Source organism: Gilliamella sp. B14384G10 (assembly GCF_016101685.1).
GTDB classification, from domain to species: Bacteria; Pseudomonadota; Gammaproteobacteria; order Enterobacterales; family Orbaceae; genus Gilliamella; species Gilliamella apis_A.
Genome location: NZ_JACFQA010000001.1, coordinates 461,757 through 476,707 on the forward strand (window position 1 = coordinate 461,757; position 14,951 = coordinate 476,707).

The 14,951-nt window shown below is 31.5% G+C and carries 15 protein-coding genes, 1 tRNA gene and 1 pseudogene; 3 read left to right on the plus strand and 14 right to left on the minus strand.

Translation table 11 applies throughout. The annotated features are described in order from the left end of the window. The first annotated feature begins 1 nt into the window (after nt 1). Complete coding sequence (locus tag H3T54_RS02150) at nt 2-1,429, plus strand: hypothetical protein (RefSeq protein ID WP_198220669.1); 1,428 nt, start codon at nt 2-4, stop codon at nt 1,427-1,429. Between the two features lie 114 nt (nt 1,430-1,543). On the opposite strand, the gene H3T54_RS02155 is transcribed toward H3T54_RS02150, so the two are convergent. The 3 genes from H3T54_RS02155 to H3T54_RS02165 all read right to left on the minus strand — a co-directional run bounded on the left by H3T54_RS02155 (nt 1,544) and on the right by H3T54_RS02165 (nt 3,442). Next, nucleotides 1,544-1,825 carry a YciI family protein gene (locus tag H3T54_RS02155; RefSeq protein WP_110447454.1) on the minus strand — a complete coding sequence of 94 codons (282 nt, stop codon included), beginning with the start codon at nt 1,823-1,825 and terminating at the stop codon, nt 1,544-1,546. Between the two features lie 159 nt (nt 1,826-1,984). Further along, nucleotides 1,985-2,506, minus strand: coding sequence for a DUF2867 domain-containing protein (locus tag H3T54_RS02160; protein ID WP_198220670.1), 522 nt, complete (start codon nt 2,504-2,506; stop codon nt 1,985-1,987). A 189-nt stretch (nt 2,507-2,695) separates the two neighbouring features. Then, the gene (locus H3T54_RS02165; RefSeq protein WP_198220672.1) at nt 2,696-3,442 is read right to left on the minus strand and encodes an SDR family NAD(P)-dependent oxidoreductase; all 747 of its coding nucleotides are present in this window, start codon (nt 3,440-3,442) and stop codon (nt 2,696-2,698) included. A 53-nt stretch (nt 3,443-3,495) separates the two neighbouring features. Between H3T54_RS02165 and H3T54_RS12030 the strand changes: the two are divergent. Continuing rightward, nucleotides 3,496-4,384, plus strand: a pseudogene (locus H3T54_RS12030) (LysR family transcriptional regulator). Between the two features lie 809 nt (nt 4,385-5,193). Here H3T54_RS12030 and H3T54_RS02185 read toward each other — a convergent pair. The 5 genes from H3T54_RS02185 to H3T54_RS02205 all read right to left on the minus strand — a co-directional run bounded on the left by H3T54_RS02185 (nt 5,194) and on the right by H3T54_RS02205 (nt 9,708). Further along, complete coding sequence (locus H3T54_RS02185; RefSeq protein WP_110447450.1) at nt 5,194-5,469, minus strand: hypothetical protein; 276 nt, start codon at nt 5,467-5,469, stop codon at nt 5,194-5,196. Nucleotides 5,470-6,186: 717 nt separating this feature from the next. Then, nucleotides 6,187-6,262, minus strand: a tRNA-Gly gene (locus tag H3T54_RS02190). A 71-nt stretch (nt 6,263-6,333) separates the two neighbouring features. Beyond that, nucleotides 6,334-6,591: a DUF1145 domain-containing protein gene (locus tag H3T54_RS02195; protein ID WP_086359615.1), complete on the minus strand. Its 258-nt coding sequence runs from the start codon at nt 6,589-6,591 to the stop codon at nt 6,334-6,336. Further along, on the minus strand, nt 6,591-7,154 hold the full coding sequence (rsmD, locus tag H3T54_RS02200) for a 16S rRNA (guanine(966)-N(2))-methyltransferase RsmD (protein WP_198220677.1): 564 nt from the start codon (nt 7,152-7,154) through the stop codon (nt 6,591-6,593). The genes H3T54_RS02195 and rsmD overlap by 1 nt, the downstream gene beginning before the upstream one ends. Nucleotides 7,155-7,167: 13 nt before the next feature. Continuing rightward, nucleotides 7,168-9,708, minus strand: coding sequence for a PBP1A family penicillin-binding protein (locus tag H3T54_RS02205; RefSeq protein WP_370527334.1), 2,541 nt, complete (start codon nt 9,706-9,708; stop codon nt 7,168-7,170). A 435-nt stretch (nt 9,709-10,143) separates the two neighbouring features. Here H3T54_RS02205 and H3T54_RS02210 point away from each other — a divergent pair, with 435 nt between their 5' ends. Then, a complete protein-coding gene (locus H3T54_RS02210) occupies nt 10,144-10,548 on the plus strand; it encodes a protein YgfX (RefSeq protein WP_198220678.1) in 405 nt (134 codons plus the stop codon). Between the two features lie 36 nt (nt 10,549-10,584). Here the strand turns inward: H3T54_RS02210 and tusA are convergent, their stop codons facing one another. The 6 genes from tusA to H3T54_RS02240 all read right to left on the minus strand — a co-directional run bounded on the left by tusA (nt 10,585) and on the right by H3T54_RS02240 (nt 14,871). After that, nucleotides 10,585-10,818: a sulfurtransferase TusA gene (gene tusA, locus H3T54_RS02215; protein ID WP_198220679.1), complete on the minus strand. Its 234-nt coding sequence runs from the start codon at nt 10,816-10,818 to the stop codon at nt 10,585-10,587. 26 nt (nt 10,819-10,844) lie between these two features. Continuing rightward, nucleotides 10,845-11,651 (minus strand): Cof-type HAD-IIB family hydrolase, encoded by an 807-nt coding sequence (locus H3T54_RS02220; protein WP_198220680.1) that lies wholly within the window; start codon nt 11,649-11,651, stop codon nt 10,845-10,847. Nucleotides 11,652-11,767: 116 nt separating this feature from the next. Beyond that, complete coding sequence (locus tag H3T54_RS02225) at nt 11,768-13,060, minus strand: secretin N-terminal domain-containing protein (protein WP_198220681.1); 1,293 nt, start codon at nt 13,058-13,060, stop codon at nt 11,768-11,770. Nucleotides 13,061-13,089: 29 nt separating this feature from the next. Further along, the gene (locus H3T54_RS02230; RefSeq protein ID WP_198220683.1) at nt 13,090-13,461 is read right to left on the minus strand and encodes a hypothetical protein; all 372 of its coding nucleotides are present in this window, start codon (nt 13,459-13,461) and stop codon (nt 13,090-13,092) included. Further along, entirely contained in the window at nt 13,458-13,931 is a 474-nt protein-coding gene (locus H3T54_RS02235) for a hypothetical protein (RefSeq protein WP_198220685.1), read from the minus strand. Before H3T54_RS02235 ends, H3T54_RS02230 begins: the two co-directional genes overlap by 4 nt. After that, on the minus strand, nt 13,924-14,871 hold the full coding sequence (locus H3T54_RS02240) for a PilN domain-containing protein (protein WP_198220687.1): 948 nt from the start codon (nt 14,869-14,871) through the stop codon (nt 13,924-13,926). Before H3T54_RS02240 ends, H3T54_RS02235 begins: the two co-directional genes overlap by 8 nt. Between the last annotated feature and the right edge of the window lie 80 nt (nt 14,872-14,951).

Consider the following 14,951-nt stretch of genomic DNA (forward strand, 5'->3'; position numbering starts at 1 on the left):
CATGCAGACCAAAATAATTGAAAATAAAATTTATGAACAAGCACAGGGTATTAAAGCCACTTTAGATACGGCTTATAAAGAAAGACAAGATACCCTTGATAAAATTTTGAATTTGAAGAATGAACAGGCTAGTATTTATCAAAAAATTGCTACCATATATTTAAAAGAATCACCGGAAAATAGTGATTCTCAAGTCCAAAATATTATTAAGCAATTGCAGGGACTATATAGTGACTTAACTAGCAAGCTTAGTAAATTAGAAAAACAAACTGGTCAATATCAACAGCAATTAACAAATACTCTTGCAAAGTTAGATGAACTTACTACCCAAAAGGTGCTACAACTGGAAAGCGATCCTGATTACGTTTCATCGTTTAATCGTTTTACTATCGAACAAGAAAATTTAGAAAAAATAACCAAAGATTATGAAGTATGCCAAAAAGAATTCTCAAAAAAATTAGCCGAGTACAGTAAAAATAGCTATTACAATTATTTAATCAAAAGAAACTATGGCGAAGATAATTATAAAGGTCGTTGGATTTTTAGACATCTGGATGAATCGCTAGCTGAATTTGTTCATTTCAATGAAAATTATAAAAACCAAAAAATACTCGAATCTTTAATGAAAGAATCGCAATTTAAATACGATAATCAGAAAAAATTATACGATTTGGCCTTAAAACAAAAAAATAACAAAGAACAACTGGTTGAAAACAGTTTGAAGCTACCGCAATTAAAAACTGAATTAGCTAAAATTGAACAGGATTTAGATAAAGCTGAATGCCAGAAGCAAGAGGCTTATAATACATTAAATGACACACAATCAGGACAAAGCGTTCAGTTTAAAAATTTATCTTCAAAGCTAGCTAAGTTACTAGAAAATCAGTCAATTAAAAAACTTGAGCAGCTAACCTTACAAACTAAATCCAAAGAAGATGATATATTACTTAAAAAAATTCCTGAATTAGATAAACAGATAAAAAAACTTGAACAACGTATTCCACATTTTCAACAATCAATTGGAAACCTTGAAGATATTTTTATTCGCTTTAATCAAACGTTAAATTTATTTAGGCAAAATAATATACCTAGTTCTTTTTATGAATATAAAATTTCTTCAAACACACTTAATAACCTACTAAATAATTTAATAGAATATGGTGATTCTCCTGAAAAAATAGTTATGGAACTTTTAGCTAGACGCGTGCTAAGAAATAATACAACTTCCTCAAGTACAAATAGTGGCTGGTCGATATTAAGTAGCTCTAGTTCATCTTCTTCTAAGCGCTCAAGTCGCTCATCATCAAGCTGGTCATCTAGTAGTAGTCGAACTTCATCAAGTTCTTCAAGTTCCTCATCCAGTAGGAATAGTTATTCATCGAGCTCTTCATCTGGTGGCGGTGGATATCGTACTACGGATAGTTTTTAGATAGACAAAATTAGTTTTATTGAAGTAAGTTTTTTAGTATTTACTAAATTATTCGATTAAGTAGGTGCATTGAATGCAACCTACTTTTAACCCATCAAACCAGGTAATGTAAATTTAATTACTTAATAAGTTAGGCGAAATTTTATTCGCTTGAAATAAGGTAAATTCTAAATCAACAAGATCATAAATACAAAATGGATCTAATTTCATAATATTTTTAACTTCTTCAAGTGAATCACTCATTGCTACAATAATCGCACCTGTTTTATTCTCTAAAGGACCAGACGCAATAAACTTATTGCTGGCAAAATACTCATCTAAAAATTTATTATGTTCTTCAAATTTAGCTAACAATTCTTCCAAAGGTTTTTTAAACTTAAAAGTTACAATTATCATTATACACTCCTTATATATTTCAAATTATTTGCATAAATCTTTAGCCAAATTTTTCAGAGCTAAAAAATTTTACTTATTCTGACTTGTTTTTTATAACACGAAATAAAGTTAAAAATGATTAATTATGCAATCAAATTCAACCAACATTTACTAATACATTTATTTTTTAGCTTTAAGATTAATCAATAGTCTATTAACAATAAATGGATGTAGAACAGACACAGGTGCCATATATATCTTGCCGATAAAATTATGATTTTTGACTGATGTAATTACATACAATTTATTTTGTTTATCATTATCATCAATTAAACGAAGGTGTAAACAAACATCTAGATGATGATCTCTAGTGATTAAAGTTAATTTATCTTTTTCTAACTCAATAACGTTAAAAAAATGCACTTTATCGCCAACATTAGGTATATTTTTACTTAACTGTTCAAAACCTTTTATTGTTCTAATTCCTACCATTCTGCCTAAAAAATCTCTCATCTTAAATAATATTTTAAGCCATTTAGGTTGAGATTGAGTCATCATTCTATAAGCGTCATAAGCAGAAATATCGCTAGGAATAGAGGCTGTTTGGTAACTTAAATAATCAATATCTTCCGCAATTAAAGCAACCTGACGGTTTAATAACCTATTTAATTTATTAATAATATTTGTTTTCTTAGCATCCATGACTAACTCAATTAAGTTGTAACTAACTTATTAGCTAGGTTAAAAGCATAAAAAATACACTTTTAACTAATAACTCAGTTTGCAAGTAAATAACATTATTAACTAATTTTGCAGTATGATTATACATTTATCAATCAATAATATATAAATAGTTATTACTTGCAGTTTTATTTAACTTTAATTATTTTTCTACCAAACACCCGTTGAGGCGCCACCATCTACAATCATTGTCGTTCCTGTCACAAATTCACTTTGCGTTAAATAAACAGCTGCATCAACAATATTTTGCGGATTGCCAATTTTTCCCATAGGAGACATTTTAGCTAAATTTTCTCTATCATGTGCATTATGAATTGCATTAAGAGGCGTATCAATTACACCTGGAGCAATGGCATTCACTTGTATATTTGATAAAGATAATTCTAAAGCTAATGCTCGTGTAGCTTGATTTATTCCACCTTTGATCAATACAGGTAATAATGTAGGTAACTTAGCATTCGGCTGAATAGCAATTGATGCAGTTATATTAATGATATGACCAGCACCGTTGTTCATCATATGGTTAGCTGCTGTTTGTGATGGATAAAAAAAGCCTTTCAAATTGGTATTGATGATTGTATCAACATCTTCCTCAGTATAATTAATGATAGGTTTGGCAATGAAAATTCCTGCATTATTAATTAAAACATCTACTTTATTAAAACGCTTTATCGCTTTGGCAAATAATTTCTTCGAAGTTTCTGGTTTACCGATATCGCCATAAATAAGAAGTAAACGCTCAGGGTTACCCAACATAGCAGCCATAGCCTCTAAATTAGCACTATTACGACCATTAGCCACAACATTATAATCTAATTCTAGATATGCTTTGACAAGTGCTGAACCTATCCCCCCTGCAGCGCCAGTAATAATAACTGTTTTATTTGAAATACTCATAAAACTCTCCAGTAATATATTTAACATTTAGCAATACTGTAATCAATGAAATTATGTCACGTCATTACAAAGATTTTCAGTTAAGTAGTATCGAACACTTTTGCCTTACTGTAGAGAAAGGCAGTTTTACAGCAGCTGCAAATATGCTAGGTATTACACCAGCAGCAGTTAGCCGATCAATTGCTCGTTTAGAGGATAGATTGAGTGTCCGTTTGTTTGTCAGAACAACACGCCAATTGCGAATTACATCTTTCGGATAGGCATATTATGATCAATGCCGACAAGCGTTAAATCAGTTAAATGATGCAGAACTTACGATAAAGAACGCACAAAGTTCATTGCACGGTTTGATAAGGATAAGTGCACCAACGCCATTTACTCATTTTAGACTAATCCCCTTTTTGCTACTATTTCAGAAAAAGTACCCAAATATCCATATTGATATACACTCTAGCAATCGCAATATAATTTTTTCCGAAGATAATTTTGATATAGCAATAAGAGGACAAAAACCGAAAGACTGTAATCTAATCGCCAGAAAATTAGAGGATTCAGAATTAATTGTTGTGGCAACCCCAACATATTTACAAAATATGGGGATCCCAGTTATGTTAGAAGATTTAAAAAAACATAATTGTATTGAATTTGAATTACCGAGTACAGGGCGTAAAATATTATGGCATTTCTGTAAAAAAGGAAAGCCAGTAGAGTTAGAAATAAAAGGCAACTAATGAATTAGTCAAAAATCATGCCGGCCTTATGCAAGTTTATCGTTTTTCGGTAGAAAAAGAATTAAAAAGTGGTGAACTTGTTGAGGTATTGACGGAATTTAATGGCGCAACACGGCCATTCTTTTTATTATATCCGCATGCCAAATACCTACCGCTGAATGTAAGGTTATTTGTTAATAGTTTAATAGAATATATGAGCATAACAAAATAAGATTATTTATAATTAAATAAAAAAACTATTCTACTCTATAGTAGAAATACAACCGGTTCATAGTTGGGACTTACTTCTTTTAAATTTGCGTAGCCGATACCAAACTTCTGACCTCAATATGAATAGATAAGACGATAAAATAGATAGGTATAAAGAAACAATAGAAATATTGTCATTAGTCTATATTTTCAAAATTTTTCAATTTATGAATGATAGTTCAATTAGTGATATAGCGGGTATTCAATACAAATTACCAAAATGGTAAAGAAATAATATCATTTTGATACGATTACTTATGCGATATTAGCTATCTTTTGGCCAAACATTCTATTTTACGTAAGGGGTGTAATATTATGGTGAGTTTCTGTCTTTGTTTTGTTTTTTTAAATTATCAATAATAATCTACGCTGATCAATTTAAGTAATAGGATCAGGTTTATAAGCAAAGATTCTTCCTTTCTAATAACCAATCGCGTCTTTCAATAGTAAATACTTATCATAATACCTAAAGATATTGTATATGTAACTCAGTTTTTTATCAAAGTCATTGCATTGAGAACGCAGATTTTTCTCTATTTCATTAATGCAAAAACTATCTATCTCGCCTCATGCTTTGTAATTGACTTATCAAACGATTGTTCTTTATTCATTAATGAGGGATATGGATGAACCCATCCGCCATTATGGTTGTAATAGACTTGATCTATTTTGTATTTGGTATCAATAGATCTAACTGGGCGTAGCTACCTATTTTATAGAAGTAAGTTTCTCTATTTTGCTTGTGCAGCATAGTCCTGTATACCATAATTATTAACTTATTATTTTAAGTTGCTTCTTTAATGACTCTATTTCCGCTAATAATTTTGGAATGTCTTGTCGAGCATGAGCAATAAAATCTTGATCATCGATTGTTGCACCGAATAACTCTATATCTTCACCTCTATTATCATCTAAACCAGTCATGATAAAATTTGAACCACTAACGTGATCCCTTCCTTCCACATAAGAAATCCAAGGACCATTTGTTGCTTTACTACAACGATCTGATATTTCTTTAAGTTCCTGATCTGTAAGTATACTTTTCATTAAAAATTACCTTTCTTCTACAATAATTTTGAAATATCCATTAACTATGCCGCTTTTTAACGATTCATTCCTTATAAGCTTGCATGATTTGGATTAGAAGCATTTGGAGAGGATATCTCCCTCCTGTTGCTCGTATGTCACCAACATTATTATGTTATATTCCATTACCTAATTATCTAATGTTTTTGTAAATCTATAGTTAACAGAAATATTTTACGAATTTTCTTTGTGTCTATTTTATCGCCAATCAATCTGGAAAACAAACTCATCTTCTACAAACAATGACTTTATCTGACATAGAATCTATTCCAAAAGGATCAAACCAAACTATTGGATTAGAAGTATACTAATATAAGTTAATCCCAACCAATAACATAATCGGATTTGGAGTGATAAATCTCCCTATTTACTTCTCATAAAACTTAAAAGTTTCGTAATATAATCAGGCTTCTTCACCAAAATATTAGCTTTGATATTTTAGGTTTTGTTCAATTTTATTGATACATAAGCTATCAACTTTACACCATGTCTTATAATTGGCTCACAAAACAATAGTACCTTATTGATTAGTGAGTTCTATAATTGAGTCGGTATGTCTGTAGTAGAATTGATGCATTTCATTTATGTACTTATATAGACACAGAGATGGCAATTATTGACAGTTCCAAAAAGGGAAATAAGTTAACTGTTGATTGTAGGATACTATAAATCTTAAATTGGAGCGGGAAACGAGGTTCGAACTCGCGACCTCAACCTTGGCAAGGTTGCGCTCTACCAACTGAGCTATTCCCGCATATTGAATGCTTCGAAAGAAGTGGTGAGCATTATACAAAAATATTCGTGTATGGCAACCTTTTTTAACCGTTATTTTTTGTTCTTCCAGCTAAGTGTTTCAAAAACACCAAAAATAAAAAGTCTAAGTGCTTTATATTTATCCTGCTGCTTTTCTTGATTGGTCATCGTTGATTGTAATAACCAAGCTTGTAAGCCATGTGTTATAGCAAAAGCGGCCAATCCAACGTATGCAACAACATTGGCTGGCTTTGGAAATGGATGAACTAAGTTAAATAATAAAAATAACCATATAAATGAATAGATTAATTTACCCAAAAGTATAAACATTATTTGTCTTCTCGTATAAATAGATAGCTATGAACTTGTCCGGCTGTTTTCTCTCTATGTAAATACCAATTTGATGGAATATAACTAGTTAGATCATGAGTGGTTTCAGTCTCGATGTAAATATAAGCGGATAAATTAAGCCAATGATTATTTTCAAGTAATTTTACTGTCTTTTCAATCAATGATTGATGAAAAGGTGGATCGATAAAAACAATATCAAATTGTTTTTGCGCAGGTTTATTTAACCATTGAAAAGTATCAGTTGCATAAATGTCAATATTATCACTTGCAATGAGTTGTTTATTTTTTTTCAGCTGATTAGCCACCTGCTTGTCTTTCTCTAATAAAGTGACTGATTGAGCTCCACGTGATGCAGCTTCAAAACCTAATGAACCACTACCTGAAAAACAATCTAAACAATTGCTATTTTGTATAATTGGCATTAACCAATTATACAAAGTTTCTTTTACCCTATCTGTGGTTGGGCGCAGGCCTTGCTTATCAAGAACCGACAATTTTCTACCGCGCCATTTACCACCAATAATTCTTATTGAACCATTCATATAATAACCTTACTTAGAATAGTTCTTGAGTATTGCCTTGTGAATCCGTCACACTAGTACCAACTTCTTGTGATCCATATGTAGTTGGCTCAGTTCCTTTAATAAAATATTCTGACATTGTTCTTGCACCAGAACCTGGTAACATGCCTGTTCGTTGATCAATTGTCACTGAAATCACATTATCTGGTTTTACATCTTGTTTTTCTGGCACATCTTTAAGAGCTACTTTCATATAATCAACCCAGACTGGATTAGCTGTAACTGCACCAGCTTCGGCACGGAAAGTCCGCCCTAAAGCACGACGGTGATCATCAAAGCCCATCCAAACCGATGTTACAATGTTGCCACCAAACCCAGAAAACCAAACATCTTTCGATTGGTTAGTAGTACCAGTTTTACCACCAACGTCTCTTCGACCCAAGGCTTTTACACGCCACGCTGTACCTTGCCAATCAGAGCCACCAAACACGATGGTACGTAAACCATCTTTCATAATATAAGCAATACCACTATCAACCGTATGTGGCGCATATTTAGGTGTTACATCAGCGGTTTTTTTATCATTATTAATATCAGGTAAGATTAAATTATCTTCTGACTTAAGATTAGCCTCTTCAGGCTCTTCATTACCAAGTTCATTCGATTCATTTTCAACATTATCTAACGATACTGAAACTGAATCAAATTTCACAACCTCATCTTTACAATTATGACAAGCAATCAATGGTTGGTGTTGATAAAACACTCCACTGCCATTATCGTGCTCAATTTTTTCAATTAAATATGGCGTGATTAAATAACCACCGTTCACGATTACTGAATATGCCCTAGCAACTTGTAAAGGTGTAAATGATGCTGAACCTAAGGCTAATGATTCATTATGAGAAATATTTTCTTTCGGGAATCCGAAACGTTCTAAATAAGTTGCCGCATAGTCGATACCTATAGCACGTAGTGCCCTTACCATCATCACGTTTTTAGACATTCCTAAACCGATTCGCATTCTTAATGGCCCTGCGTAGGTTGGCGGTGAATTTTTAGGACGCCATGTCACACTACCTGTAGTTCGCACAATAGGTGCGTCATTAAGCAGAGTTGCCATAGTTAAGCCCTGTTCTAACGTTGCTGTATAGATAAATGGTTTAATATTAGAACCCAACTGACGTAATGCTTGTGTTGCACGATTAAATTTACTTAAGTTGAAATCGTAACCACCAACGATCGCCTTAATAGCCCCATTATCCGAATCAAGAGAAACCAAAGCAGCATTAACAGCAGGTATTTGCGCTAAAGCCCAGTTATCACCAGATTTTTTCACCCAAATTAACTGACCAGCTTTTAATGTATCGTTAACTTTTCTTGGTGAAGCACCTTGTTGATTATCATTAATAAATTTTCTTGCCCACTTCATATCTTGGTAAGCAATGGTAATATTGCTTTTATCAGATAATACAGCTTTTGCTTCCTTATCATTCGATTCTAATACCACTGCTGGGCACATACCGCTGTAGCAGATATATTTATGTAAGGCTGCTTGGATTTGATCTTCATCTAAGGCTGGCTCATTATTTTCCCATAAAATTTTTTCCGGGCCACGATAGCCATGTCGCATATCATAATCAATAATATGTTTTTGGACTGATTCTGTTGCTGCAACTTGATCTGTTTTAGAGATTGTCGTATAAACTTTGTAACCATCAGTATAAGCATTTTCACCAAATTTATCGTACATAAATTGTCTCGCCATTTCAGCAACATATGGCGCAGAAAATTCAATATTTGGTGTATGGTAACTTGCATTTAATGGTTGCTTAATTGCTTCATCATATTCAGCTTGAGTAATATAAGATTGGTCTAACATTCGTCCCAATACCCAGTTACGTCTAATTAACGCTTTATCTGGATGAGAAATCGGATTGAATGCTGAAGGTGCATTTGGTAAACCAGCAAGCAATGCAGCTTCATCTATGGTTAACTGGTCTGGAGTTTTACCAAAAAAAGTAAATGATGCGGCTGCTATACCATAAGCTCGTGATCCAAAATTGATCATATTAAGATATAATGCCATTATCTCGTCTTTAGATAATTCTTGCTCCATACGTATAGCAATAATCATCTCTTTTACTTTACGAGATATGCTTTTTTCAGGTGTTAAGAAAAAGTTCTTAGCAACTTGTTGGGTGATAGTACTACCACCTTGTGAAAAACCTTTTTGCTTTAATCCTACATACATTGCTCGCACAATACCAATTGGGTCAATGCCAAAATGTTCATGAAAACGAGCATCTTCAGTAGCGATAACAGCATTTACGACAACAGGTGGAATTTGATCGTATTTTAATGGTATTCGTCGACGTTCACCAAAAACAGCAATCAATTCACCATCTTTACTGAGAACTTGCATAGGTGTTTGCAATCTAACATCCTTTAATGTTGCAACATCCGGTAGATCTTTTGAATAATAGCTATAACCAGCTATGCCAATAATTAAACCACAAAGAAATAAACCTATAAAAAGTTTAAGGCAAAATTTTAATATTTTTAGTATTATCACAAATCATTCCTATCCAATTGATTTTTAATCAAAGAAAGATAATAAAACTGTTGTTATATTTATTAATATCATTTTTAACCGACGAGTATACTACTTACTCGATAAGACTCAAAATAAAAAGCAATAATTATCTATATTGCAAATAATACTTGAATCAAATTTTTTAACCATTAATTCTTTTAATTTAAATAAGAAATTTAGATTAAAGTTAATTGCCATTTTTATACATCGTTACTAATACATTGATTAATAAATTACTACAACCAATACGTTATAAAACAACAACCAAATGGCTAATAAATTGACGATGTTAACCGTATTATTACTAAATTATTCAAGAATTTTGCGTATTATCTCACAATATTTTTATATTTTTAAATAAAACAGATAAAACAATTAAATAATTGTGCTTTACATCAATTTAAGAATATTAATATGTGGAGCACAAATCTTACTCGATCTTTTTTACAATTATTAGGTTCTAGTTGTTTTTATTTAATTTTAATTATGATAAGTTTTATTCAGTTAGCCGATACATTCTTGAATTGTTATATCTATATTTTAATTTTAGTTTTAATCGTTGAATGGTGGCGTAGTGTCAATTATTTCAGAACTATTAACGGTGAATTGGCATTATTTGAATATATACACCAAATTTATTGGCATAAACAACGTTGGCATTTAATGCGAAAACCACTACTTTTACGTTATATGGTAATTTTAAATTTAAAATCATGTCGTGATGGCAAAAAAAGAGTATTATTTTTAATGATCGATAATCTTGCCCCTAATGATTGGCGCACACTACACTATCATTTAAAACAAATTGATTTATCGTAATGAAAATGAATTTAATTGAAAATTATCCAGATAAATTTATGAATGTGATTTTTTAATCCAATATTCAAATGGTATAGATTCAATCTGAGCATTAACTAATTGATGATCCATATGCCGACAAAAGCTAGGAATATCACGAGTTGTAGCCAAATCATCAGCTATAACATGTAAGATTTGACCAACAGCTAATTCTCTAATCGCTTTACGAACCAGCATAATGGGTTCTGGGCAACGCAAGCCCAGAGTATTAAGATCTTTATCAACAATCATATTTATGGTTAATATAACTATTCAAATTAAAGTAAAAGATTAGCTAAATAGTGAGGTACAGCATCATCAGCATTAGAGCCAATGACTTCAAGTTCAGGAAGTAATGACTTAAGTTCAGGACTTGCATCTTTCATGATACAACCCTTCCCTGCTATTTTTAACATTTCATAATCATTCATTCCATCACCAAAGGCAATACTATCTTTAAGCTGATAACCTAAGCTTTCAACCACTAATTTTAATGCACTACCTTTGGTTACATTTTCCGCCATCACTTCAAGGCAGTTTGCTGTAGAAAAAGCTATACTAACTTTTTTGCCGAATTGTTGTTCAATTTTATGTTTTAGTTCAACCAAATGATAGTTATGTGCAACATCAGAAGTGGTAAAATAAATTTTGGCAATATCATCAGCGACAAAATTACGCGGATCGAAAAACTGATATTTAAATTGCGTGTCAGTGAAAAAACTAAGCGAGTATGCATCTGGTTTATTAATTAACCAATCATCACCACGATAAACATGCGTATAAATATATGGACTGTCTTGACAAATTTGTGCTAACTCACAGGCTATATTAGGCTCAAAGCTACGACTAAAAACTAAATTACCTCGGCTATCATGAACTCTAGCGCCATTTGAGGTTATCATAAAAGCGTCGATTTCCATATTTTCTCGCATTTGACCTACATCGATATGGTGTCGACCAGTAGCAAAGGCAAAGTGAATCCCCATTTGACGTAGAGCTTGAAGAATTTTTTTAGTAAATGGCGATAAGCTATGCTCAGTATTTAGCAAAGTACCATCTAAATCAGAAGCGACAAAATGAAACATGATATTCTCAACTTTTATAATAAATTGTAATTTTAGTGACTATATTTTGCTGTGAGTTATTATGCTCAAAACAAAGTGACAAAATAAGATTGAGTATGATACAACTCCATGACTATTTACTCAACTAATTGCGGAGTAATAAAGATAACTAATTCTCTTTTTTGTTGTTTTTTTGCTTTGTTTTTAAAAGCATTGCCGATAATCGGTATATTACTAATGCCAGGAACGCTATTTTTACTAACATTATTAACTTGCTGAAAAATTCCCCCTAATACAACGGTTTCACCACTTTTAATTTTGACTTGCGTTCTAATTTCTTGTGTATCAATGGCTAACGCTTCGCCTCCATCACGACGCTTTATTGAACGACCAGCCGTATTTTGCGTGATATATAAATCTAATATCATTTGATCGTTAGCAATAATTTTCGGGGTAACCTCTAAACCTAATACAGCTTGTTTAAATTCGATAGATGTTGATCCATTACCGCCATTTGAAACTTCATAAGGGATTTCTGTACCTTGTTTTATCGAAGCTATATTCTGATTTGCTGTTAACAAGTTCGGACTTGCTATAATTTCTAACTGGTTTTCTGATTCTAATGCTGAAAGTTCAAGATTTAACAAACTACCGGAAAGTTTTGCTAAATTAAAACCGACAGAAGATGGTGCATTGGTGACACCAAAGTCAACATCAAACTTACTTAACAATTGAGATGAGTGCCCCTTATACCCCCACTTTATACCTAACTCATCCATACTTTGCTTATTCATTGTGACAATATGAGCCGAAATATGTACTTGAGGAATTGGCTGATCCAAACTTTTAACTAATTTTTTAATATTAGAAAATTTTGTAGACATATCGGTAATAATGATTGAGTTAGTTCTTTTATCAATAAACGCTTTCCCTCGTTCAGATAATAATCCTTGTGATTGAATAGTTTCAACTAGATTATTAAGGTCAGCATGATTAACAGGAATAGTTAGTAAAGCTAGAGGCTGATTTAACTGCAGTTCTTTTTGTTCTAGTAATTTTTTTTGAAGCAACACCTCTTGATCAACAGCTTTTGATATAAATAAGATATTATCGTCAATTTCAGAGCATAAATTTGCAGAATTTAAAACAACTGTTAATGCTTTTTGCCATGTAACATTTCGTAGTTTAATGGTTTGTTTAGTTGACAAATCATCGACCATGACTAAGTTCATTTGTTTATTGTCAGCAAGTGCTTGCAAAATTATGGCAATGTCTGTTTGATAAAAATTTATAGAAATTAGATCTTCTGATTCAGTGCTTGTTAAAGTTCTAGGATTTGCCCAACATGACATAGAAAAAAGCAGAAGTATAATAACAATATTTAAATATTTTTTTGCTAAACTTTTTAATATTTGGCTAATTTTAAACATTCATTACAACCTTAAATTAGAATAGTCACTTATTTTGTTAACGGCATTGTCCATAACACTGTATGATTGCAATAGTTAGGTAGATTTGCTTGCCATAAAAGTTTATCGTCTAATACAGCACTTATAGTCCATGGAAACAAAATATGCGGTACGGTATTATCAGTAATTGCTAACCAATTATTTTCAGAAAAAAGCCATAATTGTTGGTAATGGTTATCTATGCGTTGGATATAACCTTTAAATTGCCAAACTTGGATCTGTTTATTAAGGAGATCTGTCTGCTCCTGACAACTAAAATTAATAGTTTGTAAAAAAGGATCCCTTGCTAAATGAATATCTGCATTACCATTAAAACAACAAATCATTAATAAAAAAGAACTGATAATAAGATAATGGTTCATTTAATATCCTTTTTAATCAATATATTAAATTTAATTTGCAAATAAGTATCTTGTTTATCAATAATAAAATTCTGAAAATCTAAATAATAAAAATTGTCATTTAACTCACTAATAAATTGCATAAAATTAATAAACTGCCCTCGTAGCTCAATATGCCAATAACTTGACGATTCATTTTTCTCATATTTAAAGGAAGTTAAGCGCAATTGATTACGTTTGATTGCTTTAGCAAACTCAAGTTCTGTTAGTAAAGTTAACGAACTTTTTTTAGCAGATTGATAACGTTCAATTTTTGATTGAAGTAATTTAATTGCTGTTTTCTTTTCTTCATATATTGTAATTTGTATCTCAGTTTGTTGTTTTAGTTCTTGAATAAAAAACTGATAACAGATGAAAAATACAATTGAAGGAAGCAAAAAGCTGATTAAGTATTGTTGCCAAATAGGTCTGTAAAAAAAATCATTATTCATTTAATTCAATATCCATTTGAAACAACAAACTGTCTCCAATATTTTCAATATTTTTCACTTGGCTACTATTTACCTTATGACTGGATAAAAGCTGCTGATTAAAATTAATAATATCTACATAATTAATACTTTGACCGGTAATTTTTATCTGTTGTGCTTCATATTCATACAGTCTTAACCAAATTGTCTCCGGCAACATTTCTGCAAACATTTGTAGCGATTGTTGAATCTGTTTTTGACTAGGTGAAGGATAAGGAATAAAACTTGCTAATTGAGCAGACAATTGCTGTTCTAGCACTTGTTGTTTTGATAGCTGTTTCGAATATTGAGTAAATGTAGTTTGGCTATCAAGTAAAAGATAAAAGAACAAACAACTCAGTAAACCAATGAAGCTAACCATGAAAAGTAGTAATTGAAACTGATGCTGACTTGCTTTTTTCTGGCGCCACGGTAAAAAATTAAATTGTATATTTTCAAACTTACTATTAATAGAAAGTAATGTTAAACCATGCTTTTTGGATAAGTCTATCCAATAATTGGCTGTATCACTCTCACAAATAGCAATCATGATAGTTTTTTGAGGACCAGCTAATGACACAAAATCGAAAAACAGATTGTTTGCCGGTAACTGATATAGTTTATTGATTATTGCTTTTATATATAAAGTTAATTCTGCTGAATTTAATTTCACCTCAGGATAAGCCGTTTTCTGAAACTGAACGTAACTTTGGCTTAAATTCAGTGCTATTGCGGTTAATTTTGACTGCTGTTTTTTTAAAATTTGTATCAGTTGCTCAATATCAGTCGAGTTTTGATAAGGAATATCAGCTAAATTTTCATTATTAGAATGTCCGTTAAGGGCTTTAACAGTTACCACTTGATAGCGTAATATTTCTGGTTCGATTGTAATAACAGCACATTTTTTATTAAAAACCATCATATGTATCTTAAATAATGTTGATTGGTGATATCAAAAATCATAATCATAATTAGCTGGATATAAGCCAACAATATGCATAT